Annotated in this window: 20 protein-coding genes and 3 pseudogenes; 12 read left to right on the plus strand and 11 right to left on the minus strand. The window is 63.9% G+C overall.

Annotated elements, in window-relative coordinates:
- Positions 1–259: hypothetical protein (locus QM600_RS25070; protein WP_283264387.1), on the plus strand; the 259-nt coding region annotated here is incomplete at its 5' end.
- A 127-nt stretch (positions 260–386) separates the two neighbouring features.
- Here QM600_RS25070 and QM600_RS25075 read toward each other — a convergent pair.
- Positions 387–794, minus strand: a pseudogene (locus tag QM600_RS25075) (transposase); the annotation flags it as partial.
- A 79-nt stretch (positions 795–873) separates the two neighbouring features.
- Here QM600_RS25075 and QM600_RS25080 point away from each other — a divergent pair.
- A pseudogene (locus QM600_RS25080) lies at positions 874–1,139 on the plus strand (IS6 family transposase); the annotation flags it as partial.
- Between the two features lie 249 nt (positions 1,140–1,388).
- On the opposite strand, the gene QM600_RS25085 reads toward QM600_RS25080, so the two are convergent.
- The 7 genes from QM600_RS25085 to ppsA all read right to left on the minus strand — a co-directional run bounded on the left by QM600_RS25085 (position 1,389) and on the right by ppsA (position 11,572).
- Positions 1,389–1,979 carry an ATPase gene (locus tag QM600_RS25085; protein WP_283264389.1) on the minus strand — a complete coding sequence of 197 codons (591 nt, stop codon included), beginning with the start codon at positions 1,977–1,979 and terminating at the stop codon, positions 1,389–1,391.
- Positions 1,976–2,359: a TA system antitoxin ParD family protein gene (locus QM600_RS25090; RefSeq protein WP_283264412.1), complete on the minus strand. Its 384-nt coding sequence runs from the start codon at positions 2,357–2,359 to the stop codon at positions 1,976–1,978. Before QM600_RS25090 ends, QM600_RS25085 begins: the two co-directional genes overlap by 4 nt.
- 119 nt (positions 2,360–2,478) lie before the next feature.
- Positions 2,479–2,652 carry a hypothetical protein gene (locus tag QM600_RS25095; RefSeq protein WP_283264390.1) on the minus strand — a complete coding sequence of 58 codons (174 nt, stop codon included), beginning with the start codon at positions 2,650–2,652 and terminating at the stop codon, positions 2,479–2,481.
- Positions 2,653–2,920: 268 nt separating this feature from the next.
- On the minus strand, positions 2,921–3,931 hold the full coding sequence (locus tag QM600_RS25100) for a dihydroorotate dehydrogenase-like protein (RefSeq protein ID WP_283264391.1): 1,011 nt from the start codon (positions 3,929–3,931) through the stop codon (positions 2,921–2,923).
- Positions 3,931–7,503, minus strand: coding sequence for a pyruvate:ferredoxin (flavodoxin) oxidoreductase (gene nifJ, locus QM600_RS25105; protein ID WP_283264393.1), 3,573 nt, complete (start codon positions 7,501–7,503; stop codon positions 3,931–3,933). Before nifJ ends, QM600_RS25100 begins: the two co-directional genes overlap by 1 nt.
- Positions 7,500–9,179, minus strand: a complete 1,680-nt coding sequence (locus tag QM600_RS25110; RefSeq protein WP_283264395.1) for an NAD(P)-binding protein — start codon at positions 9,177–9,179, stop codon at positions 7,500–7,502. The genes nifJ and QM600_RS25110 overlap by 4 nt, the downstream gene beginning before the upstream one ends.
- Positions 9,176–11,572: a phosphoenolpyruvate synthase gene (gene ppsA / locus QM600_RS25115; protein ID WP_283264397.1), complete on the minus strand. Its 2,397-nt coding sequence runs from the start codon at positions 11,570–11,572 to the stop codon at positions 9,176–9,178. Before ppsA ends, QM600_RS25110 begins: the two co-directional genes overlap by 4 nt.
- Before the next feature lie 430 nt (positions 11,573–12,002).
- Between ppsA and QM600_RS25120 the strand changes: the two genes are divergently transcribed.
- From QM600_RS25120 to QM600_RS25145, 6 genes and pseudogenes are all read left to right on the plus strand, one after another.
- Entirely contained in the window at positions 12,003–12,203 is a 201-nt protein-coding gene (locus QM600_RS25120) for a hypothetical protein (RefSeq protein ID WP_283264398.1), read from the plus strand.
- A 65-nt stretch (positions 12,204–12,268) separates the two neighbouring features.
- Positions 12,269–12,459, plus strand: a pseudogene (locus tag QM600_RS25125) (hypothetical protein); the annotation flags it as partial.
- 165 nt (positions 12,460–12,624) lie between these two features.
- The gene (locus QM600_RS25130; protein ID WP_283264399.1) at positions 12,625–13,197 is read left to right on the plus strand and encodes a hypothetical protein; all 573 of its coding nucleotides are present in this window, start codon (positions 12,625–12,627) and stop codon (positions 13,195–13,197) included.
- On the plus strand, positions 13,194–13,628 hold the full coding sequence (locus QM600_RS25135) for a hypothetical protein (protein ID WP_283264400.1): 435 nt from the start codon (positions 13,194–13,196) through the stop codon (positions 13,626–13,628). The genes QM600_RS25130 and QM600_RS25135 overlap by 4 nt, the downstream gene beginning before the upstream one ends.
- A 437-nt stretch (positions 13,629–14,065) precedes the next feature.
- Complete coding sequence (locus QM600_RS25140) at positions 14,066–14,290, plus strand: hypothetical protein (RefSeq protein ID WP_283264402.1); 225 nt, start codon at positions 14,066–14,068, stop codon at positions 14,288–14,290.
- Between the two features lie 247 nt (positions 14,291–14,537).
- A complete protein-coding gene (locus tag QM600_RS25145) occupies positions 14,538–14,735 on the plus strand; it encodes a DUF3349 domain-containing protein (protein ID WP_283264404.1) in 198 nt (65 codons plus the stop codon).
- Positions 14,736–14,817: 82 nt separating this feature from the next.
- Here the strand turns inward: QM600_RS25145 and QM600_RS25150 are convergent, their stop codons facing one another.
- The 3 genes from QM600_RS25150 to QM600_RS25160 all read right to left on the minus strand — a co-directional run bounded on the left by QM600_RS25150 (position 14,818) and on the right by QM600_RS25160 (position 16,640).
- Positions 14,818–15,324, minus strand: coding sequence for a hypothetical protein (locus QM600_RS25150; protein WP_283264405.1), 507 nt, complete (start codon positions 15,322–15,324; stop codon positions 14,818–14,820).
- Between the two features lie 810 nt (positions 15,325–16,134).
- Complete coding sequence (locus QM600_RS25155; protein ID WP_283264416.1) at positions 16,135–16,509, minus strand: hypothetical protein; 375 nt, start codon at positions 16,507–16,509, stop codon at positions 16,135–16,137.
- Positions 16,506–16,640, minus strand: a complete 135-nt coding sequence (locus QM600_RS25160) for a hypothetical protein (protein WP_283264418.1) — start codon at positions 16,638–16,640, stop codon at positions 16,506–16,508. Before QM600_RS25160 ends, QM600_RS25155 begins: the two co-directional genes overlap by 4 nt.
- A gap of 153 nt (positions 16,641–16,793) precedes the next feature.
- Here QM600_RS25160 and QM600_RS25165 point away from each other — a divergent pair, with 153 nt between their 5' ends.
- From QM600_RS25165 to QM600_RS25180, 4 genes are all read left to right on the plus strand, one after another.
- Positions 16,794–17,453 (plus strand): hypothetical protein, encoded by a 660-nt coding sequence (locus tag QM600_RS25165; RefSeq protein ID WP_502943099.1) that lies wholly within the window; start codon positions 16,794–16,796, stop codon positions 17,451–17,453.
- Between the two features lie 136 nt (positions 17,454–17,589).
- Positions 17,590–17,745 (plus strand): DUF6131 family protein, encoded by a 156-nt coding sequence (locus QM600_RS25170; protein ID WP_283264407.1) that lies wholly within the window; start codon positions 17,590–17,592, stop codon positions 17,743–17,745.
- A 414-nt stretch (positions 17,746–18,159) separates the two neighbouring features.
- Positions 18,160–18,426: a hypothetical protein gene (locus QM600_RS25175; RefSeq protein WP_283264409.1), complete on the plus strand. Its 267-nt coding sequence runs from the start codon at positions 18,160–18,162 to the stop codon at positions 18,424–18,426.
- 218 nt (positions 18,427–18,644) lie between these two features.
- Positions 18,645–18,773, plus strand: a complete 129-nt coding sequence (locus tag QM600_RS25180) for a hypothetical protein (RefSeq protein ID WP_283264411.1) — start codon at positions 18,645–18,647, stop codon at positions 18,771–18,773.
- Positions 18,774–19,037: the final 264 nt, after the last annotated feature.

Below are 19,037 nucleotides of genomic sequence, written 5' to 3' on the forward strand. Positions count from 1 at the left end.
GAATAATGCTCTGATGCGAAATACCCCGAAATCAGAATCCTTGCTCCGTGCGCAGGCGGATCGTGCGGAGCGGGAGGAGGCCGACAACGCCCGTGAACACCGCGCTGATGGGGCACCGGACCCGGATGAGAGCTCCGAGGTGTCGGAGTCGGGTTCGCGTAGTCGCAGTGCCGCGCTGCGGTCGGCGCGGGCGGATCTGTCGGCGCATGCGCGTGGGGTGGAGAGCATGAACGAGGCGTTGCACCCTCGGGGCGATTGATGCCCGATGAGGGGTTCGTGCATCACGCGCAAGACCGGCGAGGGCGGTCGCGTCCCGGTTGTGGGTCCGGGGTGCCGGGATTTCCGTGAGCCTGTCAAGATTTTTGTGTAAGAGATTCGATGATCGGTTAGGTGATGTGCGGGTCGAGCCGGTCAGGGTAGTTGATGAGAAGTGCGCCGAGGGCTTGTTTCCAGCCGTTGGTGTGCGCGCCTTCGACGAGCCGGTTGACGTGTTTGGTGTTGTGGGGCGTGTGTTGATCTTTGCGTAATCGGTCTCGTTCGCGGGCACGTTTGTCTTCGATATTGCATATCGCAAGCTATAGAAGTTTCACTGCTGCTTGGTCATTCTCGAAAATGACCCCGGTTTTTGATGATCTTGCGAAGTTGATAGTTCAGCGATTCGATCGCATTCGTGGTGGGGGTACCGCCCTGCACGGAGTGCTTGGGGGAGAAATGATCTTGCGAACAGCGGCCGGAAAGGCAAGGAACGGAATGGACCGTTCCCATGCGCTTTCCCAGGTTCGTACCGCGGTCGGTGTATGCGACGAATCGCATCGACGCCCGGATCAGATGCACGGTGCAGGTTTGAACGACCGTGTTCGACCAGTTCACCTGCCGCGCGTGCTGGTCACCGACAAGCTCGCCAGTTACCCGGTCGCACACCGGAAGACGATGTCGACAACTGAGCACAGGCAAAACAAGTATTTGAATAATCGGTGCGAGAACTCCTATCAGCGCAGAGATTTCTGGCCTTGTTCAGTCGCATCTCGCCGCACTTCCGCCGACCCCGCCACCGGATGACCGCCACCGATCACCGCACCGAAATTGCCGCCCGATTTCAGGTGTGGGATCAGGTCACCGAACAAACCCCGGCAGCCTGAATGCCGCTCCACTGATACCCTGCCACACCCGAAAACTGCTGTGCTCCAAACAACTTGACAACGCCCGCAGTAGTTGATGATCTCGGCCGGATAGCGGTGGCCCTTGTACGACGGCATAGCGGTGCTCACCCCACCGATTCTCCCGGTGCGCCGACTTCAACAACGTGACAGTGCCATTCGTTGGGTCCTTGGGCGGCGTCCCACGGTTGGGTGAACACTTCACTCTCCACGGTGAATCTGCTACTTCACCTATAGTCGCTCGCCCCGGCTGGTGCACGACGTCAGTTCGGCGGGTGTCCACGCGGGCCAGGTAGCTTCACCGACGAGGTATCCGTCGGTGAACTGGGCGACGATGCGCGGGCCGGTGCTCGAGCTGTTGTCGTACACGGTCGCGTGATCACAACGTGGGAACGCCCGAGCGGCGAGACCCCACAGTCTTTGGTATCGCTGGCGGATCTTGTCTTCCGGTACATCGTGCCCGCCTGCACGCACCCGGTAGCGCACACGCTGGACTGCCAGTTCCTCGGGAATCATCACCACATGCAAGACGACGGTGTACTCGTGCGAGCGCGCTTCGTCGATCAGTTCCAGCTTCGACGGATGGGAGAATACCGTCTCGGCGATAAACGATTTTCCCAGAGCCAGGAGGTGTGATCGGGTCTTCGCGGCGATAGCGGCCGCCTCGTAGGAGTGTGTAGCCGGATTCGCTGGCCATCGTTGTTTGGCGATCTCGTCGGTATAGACGAAAGGGCTGCCCGGTAGCAGGGGAGCGAGGGTGAGCGCGACGAAGGTGGACTTGCCGGCACCGTTGCAGCCGACTACCAGGTCGAGTCGTTTCACTCCGGCAGGACTGTGCGCGTGCCGTCAGGACGGTACTCGACAATCTGACCGTCCTCGGACAGAGCGACGGTAGTGACTCCCTGGGCAGCGAGCAAACTGCCGTAATCGGTGGTGGCCAGTTGTTCCTCGATCGCCGCGTTGATCTCGGCGTTGAACACTGCGCCATCTTCGGTTCCGAGTTCGCCGATCGGCAATCGGCCGGCGAGAGCTTCCTCCACTCGGCGGCGGGCAGCGGTTTGTCGACTTGATACCGCACGCCCCACCCGAGCCCAGTGTTCGAGTTGCTGGCGGCCTGTGCGGTGTTGCCGTTCTCCTTCGGCCATGGCGCTGGCCACCAGGTCAGCTGCCAGGCGAGTGACCTTGTCCGTAGTACCTTGCATCGCTTCATCCGAGGCCTCGACACCGACCACGCTGCAGTCCGCAACGGGCTGACCCTGCCCTACAGTTCCGGCATTGTCGAAGAGCGCGTCAACCGGATCATTCTGTGGAATCTGAATTGTCAAGGACATTCGGCTCTGCCCCGGTTGACCGAGACGATCGGAAGCAGAGTCGAGGTCGCCGGAACCCCGATCTCACGTGGCGTGACACCGGTCGGCGTCAGGACGTCGATCAGCCGCTCCAGTAGGTTGTCGAGAGCGCCCCGCCCCTCGTCGACGGCCGTCGCACTCGTCATCGCTGAGAGGGATGGCGGCGAGGATACGCGCCAGATTGTCCTTGGCCTCCAACAGTTGGCCTTTGTCAGATGGAATAATTCGCCTTGTGACAGTTGAAGAATTTCAGATATACGGATGAATATCTGCCTCAACAACGTGTATGCCTCCAGATCGATTCACCTTTCTTCATGCCAGGCTCAGGGTTCGGTCGTCGACAACCGCGGCGAAACGGTGAAAGGCATTGAGTGACTGTGTGAATCGCCGTCGAACGTGATCGAGACTCTACGGTTACCACGGGCCGTAGTCGGTGCTGTTGGCTTGCCGTAATGCGCTGACGTAGTCCCCGCGTTCGTATGCGGTCTCGTCGACGCCGACGGGTACGGCGAGCAGCCCACGCAGTTCCTCGACCGTGGCGAATCCCTTGCGTCCCATCCATTCGCACAAGCCGTCCAGCAGTACCGCGGCGTGTTGCGGGCCGTGGCGCAGCAGTGCTGACGCGGTCATCACCACATCCGCGCCGGCGAGCAGGTACTTGATCAGCTCCGTTGCGGTCTCGACGCCGGTCGTCGCGGCGAGGGACGCGCCGACCCGTCCCCGCAGCAGTGCAATCCACGTCAGCGGCAGCCGGCACTCCGCCGGGGTGGACAATGACACTGCGGGTACTACGGTGAGGGTCTCGGGGTCGATATCGGGCTGCAGGAATCGGTTGAACAGGACCAGCCCATCCGCACCGGCCTCGTCCAGGCGCCGCGCCATCTCTCCGGTCGCGCTGAAGTATGGGCTGAGCTTCACCGCCACCGGCACGGTCACCTCGTCCTTGACCCGCGCCAGGATATCGAGGTGGCGCTGTTCGACGTCGCGGCCGCTGACGTGCGAATCGCCGGGCAAGTAGTAAATGTTCAGCTCGATCGCGGCGGCGCCGCAGTCCTGCATCGACCGGGCGTAGCGGGCCCAACTGCCAGGCGTGCTGCCGTTAAGGCTGCCTATCACGGGAACTGCGATCGCGGTTGCTGCGCGTTCGAGCAGGCTCAGGTACCGGCGTGGGCCGTGGTCCTCATCGGCTCCGGCCGGAAAGTAGGACAGGGCTTCGGCGAAGCTTTCCGAGCTCGCCTCGACCAGCCGTGCGTTTTGCTCTGCTTCGCGGTGGAGCTGCTCTTCGAACAGGGAGTGGAGCACCACTGCGCCGACGCCGGCGTCGGCGAGGCGCCGGACGCCGTCGACGGTCCGCGACAGCGGGGACGCCGACGCGACCAGTGGGTTGCGCAATGTGAGACCGAGATAGCGCGTCGACAGCTCCATCAGCGGTCCCTCCGTGCGTCGGGGTGAAAATGCTCGGGACCGCGGGACGCCATCTCCTCGTACGTATTCCAGCGCTGCTCGACGGCCCGTTCTGCCAACCCGAGCAGCCGTTCGGCCTCGACGGGATCGGAGTTTGCCAGTGAGCGGTACCGCAGCTCCCGGTAGATGTAGTCGGCGAGGGGGATCCGCGGCCGGTGCGAATCGAGCAGAAACGGGTTGTTCCCGGCGGCGGACAGGACCGGGTCGAAGCGGAGCAGTGGCCAGTGTCCGCTGGCCACGGCGCGGTACTGCTGATCCATCCCGAGCCGCATATCGATGCCATGCGCGATGCACTGGCTGTAGCCGATCACCAGCGACGGGCCGTCGTAGGCCTCCGCCTCGCGGAAGGCTTGCAGGGTCTGCTGTGGGTCGGCACCCATCGCGACCTTCGCGACGTAAACGTTTCCGTAGGCGATCGCCTGCAGAGCGAGATCCTTCTTGGGCACCGCCTTTCCGGCGGCGGCGAACTTCGCGACCGCGCCCAGTGGTGTCGCCTTGGACATCTGACCGCCGGTGTTGGAGTAGACCTCGGTGTCGAGTACCAGCACGTTGACGTTGCGCCCGGTCGCCAGGACGTGGTCGAGGCCGCCGGCCCCGATGTCGTACGCCCAACCGTCACCGCCGACGATCCACACGCTGCGCCGGACCAGGCTGTCCACCACACTGCGTAGGTCCGCGGTCAGGGCGGGATCGAGGCCGTCGAGGCGGTGCCGGAGCTCGGCCACCCGCTCACGCTGGGCTGCCAACTCCGACTCCCGCAGCTGCGGCGCCGCGAGTATGTCGTCGACCAGTCCGGCATCGAGCGTGTCGCGTAACTCGGCGAGGCGGCGCCGGGCCAGCGCGAGGTGTCCGTCGCTGGCCAACCGCAGGCCGAGCCCGAACTCCGCGTTGTCCTCGAACAGTGAATTCGACCAGGCCGGACCCCGCCCGTCGGCGTCGGTGGTCCAGGGGGTGGTGGGCAGGTTGCCGCCGTAGATCGACGAGCAGCCGGTTGCGTTGGCGATCATCAGTCTGTCGCCGAACAGCTGTGAGAGGAGTTTGAGGTACGGCGTCTCACCGCAGCCCGCGCAGGCGCCGGAGAACTCGAACAGCGGTTGCAGGAACTGGGTGCCGCGTACGGTGCCGAAGTCCACCTTGGACCGGTCGTTGGTCGGCAGTGTCTCGAAGAAACTGATGTTCTCTCGCTCGGCGGCGACCCGTGGCGCGGCCGGAGCGAGGTTGATCGCTTTGGTGACGGTGGTGCCGGGAAGGACGACCGGGCAGGCCTCGACGCACAGGCCGCACCCGGTGCAGTCCTCGACGTACACCTGCAACGAGAACCTGGCGTCCGGAAGGCCGACGGCGTCCAGGGGAGCGGAGTCGAACTGCTCCGGGGCCCCGGCCAGCTGGGACTCGTCGTAGAACTTGGAGCGGATCACGCTGTGTGGGCAGACGAAGCTGCAGTTTCCGCATTGAATGCAGCTGTCGGAATCCCAGACGGCGACCAGCTCGGAAATGTTGCGTTTCTCGTATGCGGTGGTGCCACTCGGGTAGGTGCCGTCTACCGGAAGTGCACTGACCGGCAACGCATTTCCGCGTCCGGCCATCATCTCCGCGGTGACGGTGCGAACGAACTCCGGCGCGGAATCGGGCACCGTCGGCGCCGGTGTGCGTGTGGAGGTGACCAGCTCGGGCACCTCGATCCGGTGTACGCCGGCCAGCGCGCCGTCCACTGCGGCCAGTTCTCTCCCCAGCACCTCGGCGCCGCGGCTTCCGTACGCCTCTTCCACTGCTTCCTTGATGCGGGCGATCGCCCGCTCGCGGGGCAGCACGTCGGAGATCGCGAAGAAGCATGTCTGCAGCACGATGTTGATGCGCCCGGGCACCCCGGCCTCGCGAGCGATCCGGCCGGCGTCGACGGTGTACAGCGTGATCCGTTTGTCCAGGATTTGTTCCTGAACCAGCCGCGGCAGCGCGTCCCAGACCTTCGCGGCAGGCTGCCGACAGTTCAGCAGCAGCGTCGCGCCCGGCGCGGCCCGGCCGAGCACGTCGACTTTGTCGAGGAACCGGAACTGATGGCAGCCGACGAAGTTGGCGCCGGTGACCAGATAGGGGGCCCGGATGGGATCCGGCCCGAAGCGCAGATGCGACTCGGTCTGCGAACCCGATTTCTTCGAGTCGTAGACGAAGTATCCCTGGGCGTGCAGTCCTTCTTGGGACCCCATGATCTTGATCGTGTTCTTGTTCGCGCTGACGGTGCCGTCCGAACCGAGCCCGAAGAAGACCGCCCGAAACGTGTCGGGTGACTCGATGTCGAAGGATGGGTCGTAGTCGATGCTGGTCCCGGAGACGTCGTCGTCGATACCGATGGTGAAACGGCGCCGCGGCTGCTTGCGGGCGAGTTCGGTGAACACCCCGGCGACCATGGCGGGCGTGAACTCTTTCGACGACAGGCCGTAGCGGCCGCCGACGACCCGTGGCAGCGCGGGTCGTTCTCCGTCGGAATACGCCTCGGTGAGCGCCGCGACGACGTCCAGATACAACGGTTCGCCGATCGAACCCGGTTCCTTGGTGCGATCCAGCACGCCGACCGTGCGCACCGTCGCCGGCAGCGATTCGATGAGCGCTCTGGTGGGGAATGGGCGGTACAACCGCATCTGCACCACGCCGACCCGCTCACCGCGTTCGACGAGAGCGGCGACGGTCTGCACCACGGTCTCGGCACCCGAACCCATCACCACCAGTACTCGCTGCGCCTGCGGGTGCCCGGTGTAGTCGACGATGCCCATCTTGCGGCCGGTGCGCTCGCCGAGCCGCACCATGAGGTCCTCGACCACACCCGGAGCCCGCGCGTAGAACGGGTTCACCGTTTCTCGCGCCTGGAAGAAGACATCCGGGTTCTGCGCGGTGCCGCGAATGAAGGGGCGCTCCGGCGACAGTGCCCGTCCGCGATGCGCCCACACCAACTCCTCGGGCACCAGCGCCCGCAGGTCGTCGTCGGACAGCGTCTCAATCGTGTTGAGCTCGTGCGAGGTTCGGAACCCGTCGAAGAAGTGCACGAACGGCACCCGGGTCGCCAGCGTGGCCGCCTGCGCAATGAGTGCCAGGTCCTGTGCCTCCTGCACGGAGGCCGACGCGAGCAAAGCGAACCCCGTTTGCCGGACGGCCATCACGTCGGAGTGGTCACCGAAGATCGACAATGCCTGCGCTGCCACTGACCGGGCGGCCACATTGATGACGGCCGAGGTCAGTTCGCCGGCGATCTTGTACATATTGGGGATCATCAGCAGCAGGCCCTGCGACGAGGTGAATGTCGTGGTCAACGAGCCGCTCTGCAGGGCGCCGTGCAGAGCGCCCGCAGCTCCACCCTCGCTCTGCATTTCAACCACTGTCGGGACGGTGCCCCACACATTGGGCCGCCCCGCGCTGGACCACACGTCGGCTAGCTCGGCCATCGGCGAGGACGGTGTGATCGGATAGATGCAGCACACCTCGTTGAGTCGGTAGGCGACCGAGACAGCGGCCTCATTGCCGTCGACCGTCACGCGTGTCATTGCGGCTCCGGGAACATGTCGATGGCGTGGACCGGGCACTGGTCGGCGCAGATGCCACAGCCTGTGCACTTGTCGTAGTCGAACTCGTACCGGTGTCCGGCCCCGAGTTTGATCACTGCGTCCTCAGGGCACGCACCGAGGCAGCCGTCGCATTCGAAGCAGTTGCCGCAGGACAGACACCGCCCCGCCTCGTAGGTCGCCTCTTCTGCGGACAAACCGCCAACGACCTCGTCGAAACTCTCGACGCGTTGCGCCGGCGCGAGTTCGGGTTGCCGGCGCTGCGCGGCGTCTCCGAAGTACCACAGGTTCAGCGAGTCGAAGGTCGCTGTCGGGTGCTTCGGAGGGTGGTCGACCGTCGCGTCGCGCAGCCAGGCGTCGATGTGGCGTGCCGCTCTTTTCCCGTGCCCGACACCTACGGTGACGGTGCGTTCACCGGGCACCATGTCGCCGCCGGCGAATACTCCCGGACAGCCGGTCATCATCGAGGCCGAGACACGCACGCTGCCATCGCTGTTGAACTCCACTCCCGGCAGCGTCCGCATGAATGCTGATTCCGTTTCCTGTCCGAGGGCCATGATCAGGGTGTCGGCGGCCAGCGTCTCAAAGCGTCCGGTCGGCTGTGGGTAACCCGACTCGTCGAGTTCCATGGCTTCGACCTGCAATTCGGGGCCGTCGAAGGCGCTGATCGTCCGCAGCCAGTTGATCCGCACGCCCTCGCGTTCGGCGTCCTGCGCTTCCTGCTCGTGTGCCGGCATCTGCGCACGGGTGCGGCGGTACACGATGACCGCGTCCTGGGCGCCGAGGCGGCGGGCCACACGAGCGGCGTCCATCGCGGTGTTGCCGCCGCCGTAGACGGCGACATGCCGTCCGACCGTCGGTTTTTCGCCGGCGGCGACGCTGCGCAGAAGCGACACCGCATCCACCATGGCGGCGGCGTCGCGGGCCGGGATGTCGACATGTTTGGCCAGGTGCGCGCCGACCGCGACGAACACTGCGTCGAACCCGCCTTCGTCGCGCTCGGCGGCGAGGTCCTCGACCCGATGGTCACACGTCAACTTCACACCCAGTGCAGCGATCCGGGCGAGCTCGACATCAAGCACGTCGCGGGGGAGGCGATAGTTCGGAATGCCGTAACGCATCATCCCGCCGGGCATCGCGCCCGCATCGCGGATCTCGACCTGGTGACCGAAGCGCGTCAAGTGATAGCCGGCGGACAGTCCGCTCGGCCCGGCGCCGATGACCAGGACTCGTTTGCCGCTGCTTGGGGTGGGCGGTGGCTCCAGCATCCAGCCGCGCTCGCGGGCCAGGTCGCCGAGGAACCGCTCCACCGAATGGATCGATACGGAGCTGTCGAGATGGGCACGGTTGCAGACAGTTTCACACGGGTGATAACACACCCGTCCATGGATCGCGGCGAAGGGATTGTCCATGACCAGCTGACGCCAGGCTTGTTCGTGGCGGCCGGCGGTGGCATGGGCAAGCCAGGCTTGGATGTTCTCCCCGGCAGGGCAGCCGACGTTGCAGGGCGGCAGCAGATCGACATAGACAGGCCGACGCTCGCGTACCGGCCCGGCCCGGGACTGCCCGTGCACCAGGTCCGCAAGCGGCGTCACGTCCCTCGACGGCCCGGCCGGGCGGGCGGCATCCCGGCTCGAACCCTCCGCGTTGCTGTTCATCGACCCGGCGCGAGCTGTTGCTCGAGCTGCAAGATCTGGCGGGTGGTCTTGACCACGCTGTCGGGGTTCAGGCTCATCGACTCGATGCCGAGCCGAACCAAGAACTCGGCCATGTCGGGGTAGTCCGAGGGCGCTTGTCCGCAAATCCCCGAGTGAATTCTGTTGCGGCGGCAGCCCTCGACTGCGAGGCGAATCATCTCCTTGACACCCTCGTCGCGTTCGTCGTAATCGAACGCGACGATCTCGCTGTCGCGATCCACTCCGAGAGTGAGCTGAGTCAAGTCGTTGGAGCCGATGGAGAAGCCGTCGAAGCGTTTGGCGAACTCGTCGATCAGGATCACGTTGTTGGGGATCTCGCACATCGCGTACACCTCGAGCCCGTTCTCGCCCCGCCGCAGACCGAGGTCGGCCATCGTCTGCAGGACCAGGTCCGCCTCGGCGATGCGGCGCACGAACGGGAGCATGAGGATGACATTGGTCAGTCCCATCTCCTCGCGCACACGCCGCATCGCGCGGCACTCCAGCGCGAAGCCCTCGGCATAGGCAGGATGCGCGTAGCGCGAGGTGCCTCGAAAGCCGAGCATCGGGTTGCTCTCGGATGGCTCGAAGCCCGCTCCGCCGATCAGGCTGGCGTACTCGTTGGTTTTGAAGTCCGACATCCGTACCACGACGGGCTTGGGCCAGAAGGCGGCGGCGATGGTGCCGATCCCCTCGGACAGGCGCTCGACGAAGAAGGCGGCTCCGTCGGCGTAGCCCTGCGTGAGCCGATCGATCGTCCGGTGAGCTTCGGGGTCGGTAACCTTCTCGGGGTGCAGCAGGGCCATCGGGTGGACCCGGATGTACTCGCTGATGATGAACTCCATTCGGGCCAATCCCACCCCGTCGTTGGGCAGGAACGACGTCTTGAAGGCCAGGTCGGGGTTGCCGAGGTTGATCATGATCTGGGTGCGTGGCCGCGCCAGGTCAGCCACCTCGGTGCGATCCACGCGGAAGGGCACCTCGCCCCGGTACGCCTTCCCCGACTCGCCTTCGGCACACGAGACCGTCACGACGGCGCCGTCGGGCACGCTGGTGGTCGCATCGCCTGCGCCGACCACGGCAGGGATGCCCAGCTCGCGCGCGATGATCGACGCGTGACAGGTACGACCGCCCCGGTTGGTGATGATTGCCGCAGCAGTCTTCATGACCGGCTCCCAGTCGGGCGTGGTGGTGTCGGCGACCAGTACCTCGCCGGGCTTGAACTCGGACAGGTGGGCGGGACTCTCGATCCGTCTCGCCACTCCTGAGGCGATCTTCTCGCCGACCGAGCGGCCCTCGGCCAGCACCTCGCCTGGGCCCTCGAGCACATAGGTTTCCAGCGCTGTCGCACTGTGTTGGGAGGACACCGTCTCCGGGCGGGCCTGCACAATGTAGAGCTGTCCGTCGATACCGTCTTTGGCCCACTCCATATCCATCGGCCGGCCGAAGTGCCCCTCGATGGCGCACGCGTAGCCGGCCAGCTCCAGGACATCCGCATCGGTGAGGCAGAACCGGGCGCGGTCGGACTTCGGGGTAGGGATGTTTCGCGTCGTGTACTTCGTCTGTCCCTCGACGAAGATCATCTTCACCGCCTTGTCGCCGAGCAGGCGGCGCAGCACGGCGCGGTGGCCGGCCAGGTAGGTCGGCTTGTGGACGTAGAACTCGTCGGGGTCGACGGCGCCCTGAACCACATTCTCGCCCAGTCCGTAGGCGCCAGTCACGAAGACGACGTCGCGAAAGCCCGACTCGGTGTCGAGCGAGAACATCACCCCCGACGCGGCGAGGTCGGAGCGCACCATCTTCATCACGCCGATCGACAGCGAGACCTTGAAGTGATCGAATCCCTGGTCGACTCGGTAATGGATGGCGCGATCAGTGAACAGGCTGGCGAAACAACGACGGCACGTTTCGAGCAGACTCTCCTCGCCTTTGACGTTGAGATACGAATCCTGCTGGCCGGCGAAGCTTGCCGTCGGCAGGTCCTCGGCGGTCGCCGAGCTCCGCACAGCCAGACTCACCTCCTCGCCGTACTCCTGCTGAAGGGTGCGGTAGGCGTCGAGAATCTCGGCGGCCAGATCGTCGGGAAGTCCGGCGCCGTAGACGATCTCACGGGCGCGCTTGCCCTTACGTGCCAGCGCGGCGACGTCGGTGGGGTCGAGGTCTTCGAGCTCGGCATGCAGACGGTCCCACGCGCCGGCCTCGTCCAACATGTAGCGATAGGCCTCGGCGGTGATGGCGAATCCGTGCGGGACGCGTACGCCCTGCCCCGACAGCTTCTGGAACATCTCGCCCAGTGACGCGTTCTTGCCGCCGACCAGCGGCACGTCGTCAATGCCGAACTCCTCAAAGAAGCGGACGTACCCAGATGTCCCCATAGCGTGTCCTCTCGTAACGCGTCAGGCAGTCGGAAGCTTCGAGTTCGGTCTGGACCTCAAGTGTCGGGCTTGCCCGGTGTCGTTTCCTGACACCGCCGTCCTCGTCGTGCAGGCTGCGTCAGGAAACTCCGGTGTGCGCCGACTGAGGGACGCAAAAAAATCGGTCGAGCACCCAAATGCCAACCTCCTCCAGCGGTGGGCACTGAGCTAGGGCCGGAGGTCACTCGCATGGGTAACAGCTCGACGGGAAGTGCATCAAGGAGATAAGCAACCGAGCCACAGAGGGCGCGCACATCATCATCATGATTCCGGCGGGCATGTATTCGGACAGCGACTTCGCCAACTTCTCGCCGGTCGGACTGCAGTCCCTGTTTCTGCCGTCACTTCGGGGAGTGTGCGTCGAGAATTTCTCGATTGTTGAGCGGGGAAGATGGGACCGATCATCTTCGACGTCACACTTACGGCCTGGCAGGCGCCGGCACCGGGCTTACCGCCGATTGTGATTCCGATCGATACTGCTGACGCGGTTTCGGTTACTGCGACATTCGCCGCCCTGCCCCGATCGGGGCTAGCGGCGGTTCTCGGCGGCGCGGGCGGCCTCGCGGTGGCGGCGCTGCGTCGACGGCGGTGACCGGCCGAGCCGCGGGGGAATCTGGGCGATTCGATCCACTGCTGGACGCCACCGAGGTTCCCTTTCGCGGGCACTGCCCAACCGACCAAACGGCCCAGAGATGTCTGTATCTCGCGACCCGGGCGCTGGGCCCGACAAGAAGGAAGACGCTGGACCCGGCAGGGAAGGAAGAGCAGGATGGGTAATGAGGTGGGAACCAGCACTGAACGCGTTCGCGATCAGGTTCGAGGGCCGGATCACGCTGCGTGAGAACTAAACCGATGTGCCGGAGTCAGATCCACCTGAGGTTGGATAGTCACGACTTGCCAGTGGTTGCGGTGCAGGTCGGTGTCCCGGCGACTTGCGGGATGCCAAGCGTGAGTGCCGTTTCCGGTAGCGCCGTTCGGTTATCCCCCTTCGGAGGGCGAGGAGGTCTGAGGAAATGCCGGTTTGGGGATGGATCTTGATCGCGGCGATCGTCGTGGTCGCCGTACTGGCGATCATCGTTGCCCGCTCGGTGGGCAGTCGCAAAAGGACGGAACGGCTGAAGGGACGGTTTGGTCCCGAGTACGAGCGGACCGTCGGACAGGTCGGCGAACAAGGCGCGGCGGAGGACGAACTCGCCGCGCGCGAACGAAAGCGTGAGAAGCTCGATATCGTCCCGTTGTCGCCCGAGCTGCGAGCGAAGTACGCCGAGTCTTGGCGGACGGTGCAGATCGAGTTCGCCGACAATCCGTCGAGCGCGGTAGGTGCTGCGGACCGGCTCGTGATCCAAGTTATGCGCGACCGCGGATACCCGATCGACGACTTCGATCAGCGGGCGGCCGACATTTCGGTCGACCATCCGAAGGTTGTCGAGGACTACCGAACCGGGCACAGCATTTATCTGTCGCAAGCGCAGGGCGACGTCGGTACGGAGGACCAGCGCGAGGCGTTCGTGCATTACCGCGCATTGTTCGAGAAGTTGCTCGAGACGGATGAGAACAAAGACAAGCCAACGGAGGCGCGCGCATGACAACCCAGGATCAACAACCCGAGGGCATCGGCTCGACCAGGGGGGTCGAATCGTCGCTCGAGACAACTGGCTCGACAGAGCGGACCGGGGCCTCGAGCGAGGCCACAGGCTATTCGGCTATGGGGACCGTCCCGTCGACCGAGACAACCGAATCGTCCGCCCAACAATCACTTTTCGCCGAGGACGAGCTGTCGGTCCTCCGCTTGCGCTGGGACGAGGTCCAGTCGGGGTTCGTCGATGATCCCAGAGAATGCGTCCATAAGGCTGACGGCCTTGTGTCGGACGTCGTCGACCGTCTCACGACTGGCTTCTCAGAGGCACGTTCCCGGCTCGAGGAGCAGTGGGCGCGAGGCGAAGAGGGCTCCACCGAGGACCTTCGTCTCGCGCTGAAGCGCTACCGCGATTTCTTCCAGCGACTGCTCGCGGTCTGAGGCGGAAAGCGTCAACGACAACGAGCGGCGGCGGCGGACCGGCGTGGTGGCCGCTCGCATCGGGTTTCTCCTGAATTGGGCGCCCCGGAGCGCGGCTAGCGTTGGTGGGTACCGCGCACAGCATCCCGGCCGGTTCCTGCTGGCGCAGGATGCTGGGCCGGATCGCTGCGATGATTCTGGCTGCCTGAACCGCACAACACCACAACGACGACCGTCCCGCAGTTCGGTCCAGTACAGCGAGTGCGAGCCGGCTTCGTCGCTCACCCAGTCCGTTTTTACCACGAGCGGACGAACCGCGACGGTAAGCGAACTTTCAGAGCAGCAGAGCAGTGAAGACAGGCCTGGTAATTCGGGAATTTCATCGCTGGGAACGAAAACTTGCTCGCGAACTGCGCGCCCGGTCCGCACGACACAACACGAGATCTCCTGTGGGACGGGTGACATCACCAGCATGGTCTGAAGACCAGATCCGCGATTTGTCCGACGGCGGAGGACGTTTCGGAATCAATCTCGACGCTGATTCTCGTACGTCCGCGTTCGGAACATCCAGTGCAGGAACGGGTGGCGACGCGCTGGGCCGAAGATCCGAACCGTCGCTGCTGTTCGCCGACCTTCGGCGGGTGCATCGCATCGCCGCAGAAGGGTTGTCCGGCTGGGAGTAGCCATTGCAGATGGTTTCCCGGCGAGTCGTCTCTGATCGCCGGATTCGCAGCAGTAGTGCGAAGACATACGGCCACTTCCAGGTCCACCACTCTTGAGCTCGGCCAGTAGACACGGTCGGCACGTCATGGCTTCGAGGCGTCCAGGCTTACGATGGATGCGACGCCTGCACGGTTGGTGGCTGCAGCGGACGGAGAAACTTGCGGGTGATCGCCCGGTCACCTCCAGACTCAGGGGTTCCGGCGGCGTTTGACTGATGACGAGATCGACGAAGTAGTCACTTTGTCGATAGAGAGCGCTCACGAAACTCCGGATCGGCACATCGACTACTGCCGCGTGCGGGCACTGGTCGCGCGAAGGCTCCGAGAAGAACCCTCTGAAGAAGACATGAAACGCGTATCGCAGCGCCTCGAGAGTGGCCGTTGGCCGAGAACTGACAGTACCTAGGCGTCCACTGACGATGTCGCTGCTGTCGGAGCGTCATGCGCTTTCTGATGGACAGATCAAGTGGACAGATCAAGTGGACAGATCACGGGGACAGATCAAGGGGTGTGGATTCAGGCGGCTGGTCTTCGCCTCTGGCCACGCCCGTTTGATGAGCCGGCCCGACGCCCCTGTCGGCGGAACCCGATCCAGGGGCGTCGGCGGCAGGCTGTTCGTCGGCCGGGGACGCACCACTTCCACGAGGAGGCCGCTCCGTCGGCGGCGCCTTGAGCTCGGAATCCACCACCGGTTGCACTGCGCCACCGGTGTTCGGCCCCTCCGAAGTGTCAGCGTCCTGAAATGCCGAATCATTGGCAGACTTCTTACGTCCCTCGTAGGGCGGCACAGCAGGTTCAGCGGCGGTGGAATCCGCTGGAGTAGTGATTTCTCCGCTTTTCGAGCCCGAGATGGTCTCCTCGTCATCGAACGATCCGGAAGGACGATCGACCGGACCGCCGCCAGGTTCGTCAGAGCCGGTGTCGCGAGAACCGGGGGCACCTCGGGCAGACTGCGACTCCTCGGACACATGCTTGCCGGGTTCACTATTCATCATGGTCATCTCCTCGTCGTCATGATCACGGTCACTGCGATGTGGTTGGAGTGATCACGAGTCGACGTCTCAAAACTCAAGCGACACAGAATGCATGATGAGGTAGGAATGCGGGCGCACCGTTACTTGCGCTCTCGAGCCCAGGGGCAATCGGCGCTGCGTTCGGATGAGGAAACGAGAAGTCGACACACACCAGTCAACGCGGCAAGAATGTCGAAGTCAACGCCGAACTCGAACTCGCATGTCGTGCCGTTTTGGAGGGATCACCTGATCAAGGGGCCCAATGATGGAGAACCAGCGCGGCTGCCGATGCGATGCGCGGAACACCCGCCCTCACCAGCGAAAATTCACGTTCAGCTCGGCTCCGAAAACGAACGCGTGCTGATTGCTGCAGAGGTATTGGCCGTCACGATGTCCGAATCCGACAGCGTCTGCGGTCGCTACCTTGAAAGGTACGACAGCGACGGTGAAGTTGCCGCCGACACGTGGTTGGCTTTGTTGATACGGGACCGTCTCATAGCGACACATGCCGCGCGTCATGCCCGAGAACGGAATACGCCATCATGACCCGCCAACGACAGTACATTCGTGCCTACCGGTATCGACTTCGCGCGGACTAAGGGTGCGTTCAGCGGTTAACCTCCTCGGCGCTACAGAGGGATCTCGATGCGATTGTCGATGAGTGCATCGCCTATAAGGTCGCGCTCAGGCGCTTTCGGAAGTGCAGTGCGATACGACCTACCAGAATGTCTGCAACGGAAAATCACGAAGCTGTAGGACTGTTTGAACAGGGCACGATTCTCACCGAATGCGTTACAGTGCTTGATGATTCGGACATTGCGACGGACGCGCAGGCGATGGTTTTGCAGTCTCGTCGGGTGCGCGATCCAGACAAGCATCGATGATGCGTTCGCTCAGTGCACCCGATGTCCCCACCAACCCCGACAAGGTTTTTCTGTCACCGAAGCCCGCGTTCGATAAATGCATGGGGCTTCGCGATCGCAAAATCAAGGAGACCGTCGGCAGTCGCGACTGAGCGAATGTTGGGATGGCCGTGACTTCACCGGAAAATTGAAAGGTGTTAGGAGTCAACGTATTAAGAATAATGCTGCTCAGAAGTTGATTGCCGCGCACCTGATCTCTGGGGAGATGACCGTCGGTGAGGAAATAGCCCTGCACATCGATCAAACACTGACCCAGGACGCGACGGGCACTCTGGTGATGCTCGAACTGGAAGCGAAACCGCGGCCTACGACGAAGTAGCCGACGATGGTTTCGCGCGCGGGTTCTTCGATGCGAGCAAACCGGTGGCGGCCCATCTGTTACAACCCTGGCCCCATGGACTCCAGCCCCCAACCCGCGGTCTTCGGCCCACACTTGGCCGAGGTGATCGCAGGGGAGTCCGCAGCTCGGTGAGGCTTCGGATGCGACGCGTCGGGGTATCCGGGGTCAAGCTGAGCAAGGAGTTGGACATGATTTCTGACAACAAGACTCGTCACGAAACGAAACGTCGCGAGGCGGCGCAGGATACGGCCGGGCCGACCGGATACACGTCGGCCGAGAACACGATGCCGGGCCCGATGTGGGTGCCCCGCAGTCGCGGAGCGGTCAGCGGAATCCTCCTGATCCTGCTCGGGCTGTGGGGCGCGTTGATTCCGTTTGTCGGCCCGTACTTTTCCTTCGCCTTCACGCCGGATCACGCCTGGACGTGGACATCGGGCAGAGGTTGGTTGGAAGTGCTGCCCGGCGCGGCGGCGGCGGTCGGCGGATTACTGCTCGTGGTCAGCCGCCATCGGGTCGTCGCCGGCCTCGGTGCCTGGCTGGCTGTCGTCGGCGGTGCGTGGTTCGTCGTTGGGACGACGCTCGCGCCGGTGTTGCACATCGGTGACCCCGGCAGTCCGACGGCGGCTCGACCGGGGATCGCGGCGGTGCAGCAGTTGGCCTACTTCGACGGACTCGGAGCGGTGATTCTGTTCCTCGGGGCGGCCGCGCTCGGACGCCTGTCGGTCCGTAGTCACCGCGACGTCAGACGTGCGCAGCGCCGACCCGACTCCGCAGACGAGCCCGTGTCCACCGCCGGCGCTGCGCATACCGGACGGCAGGAGGAAACGTCGAAACGGCCGGAGGAGTGAGGGTTCCGGATTTCGGCGCTCCGCCATTGTGCTGCTTCGTGCGAAGCGATGATCTGATGTGCGGCGTTTGCGTTGGGTGGTTAGGGGGTATGACAACCGATGGGTCTCATGAGACTCGCGGCGATGGGAGTTCGTCATGATCATTCTGGGAATCATCTTGTTGATCGTCGGTTTCGTGTTCGGCATCTCGATCCTGTGGACCATCGGGATCGTCGTACTCGTGATCGGACTGATTCTGCTGCTGCTCGGGTCGACGGGCCGCGCAGTGGGCGGTCGACGACACTATTATTGACGCCGATCCGGAGACCTGGGGAGGTCGTATCGCCTGCAGCGATGACTTGATCACTCGGTGGGCAACCCCAAATCGGGTTTCATGAGGGAGGTATCTCAGATGAGACTCGTGCGCCTGGATCTGGAGAGCGCCATGCCCCGGGGCCTCAGCCGCCCGCCCCGCCGCTATTTCCGCTTGAACCCAGTCCAGGAGTCGATCGCTGGTGCGACGAACAGCACCGCTCCCAGGATTACGAAATCAACTGGATCGTCCGCAGCACAACATGAGCCCGGTCGCGACGGACTCCTCTAGTGCTCGTAATGCAAGAGCACCTGCGGCGAAACCTGTTCGAATGGTGGCTGGCACCGCGTTTCGGCGTGGACGTGTTCATTGACTTGATGATCGGGCGTAGGCGTCCTGGACCTTTTCGCTGGCATGCTTCAGGTGCCCTTCGGCTCCGCCCGAATCAGACTGGGCGCCCCTGATTTCGGCGTAGTTGGACGAGGCCGCGACGGCGACCTCGGTAGTCAGACGCCATTGGGGCGAGCCGCTCAGCTCGACGTCGCCGCAACCGGCAAAAGCTTCCAGCGTCGGTCAGCGCGGATGGAGATCGGAGCGTACGACGGCAAGAACGCGTGGCGCACCGTTGCGCCAGTCAACGGATCGAGTCAGATCGACACACCGATGAGGCCGGCACTGTGAACGTCGACGGGTGGATAGACCCCTGGCCGGACCGACCCACCATCCGGAAATTTGATCCGGAGAGAGCCGTCCTCGACCTGGACAAAGCCCTGAACCTCGCCCGAAACGGCCGACGTGCAGACCGCGTGACCTTACGGTAAAGGCCGCGGGGGTTCGGATCGCTGGTGTTGTAGAAGCGAAACAATCGGCGTGGGTGCAGAGAAGGCTAGCGATGGTTCTTGGCTGGTGATCGTGAAAATTCGCGTCCAGAGCGGGGACGGGATGAACTCGCTCACGCTCTTCGGATGATGTTCGCGCGGATCGTCGACGACGATCCCGCCTACTTCTACAACGACAGCGCACCTTGATCCGCCGCCCAGAATTTCCGTGCATCGCGACCGGTGAAACTCGTACCGACAACACACCCCGGTGCGGCGAGTTGTCGTACTCCCGTTGAGATTTGACGGCGAGATGATCGCCGGTGTCGCCGAGGGTGCCGGCATTGACGCCTACTCTCGCAGCGAGCGCGCTTGATGCACGAACCCTCATCGGACAATTAATCACATCGAGGGTGCAGCGCCTCGTGCATGCTCTCGACCCCATGCGCATGGGTGGAGAGGTCCGCCCGAGCG

Origin of the sequence: Rhodococcus sp. IEGM 1379 (assembly GCF_030056815.1) — a bacterium.
Classification (GTDB): Bacteria; Actinomycetota; Actinomycetes; order Mycobacteriales; family Mycobacteriaceae; genus Rhodococcus_F.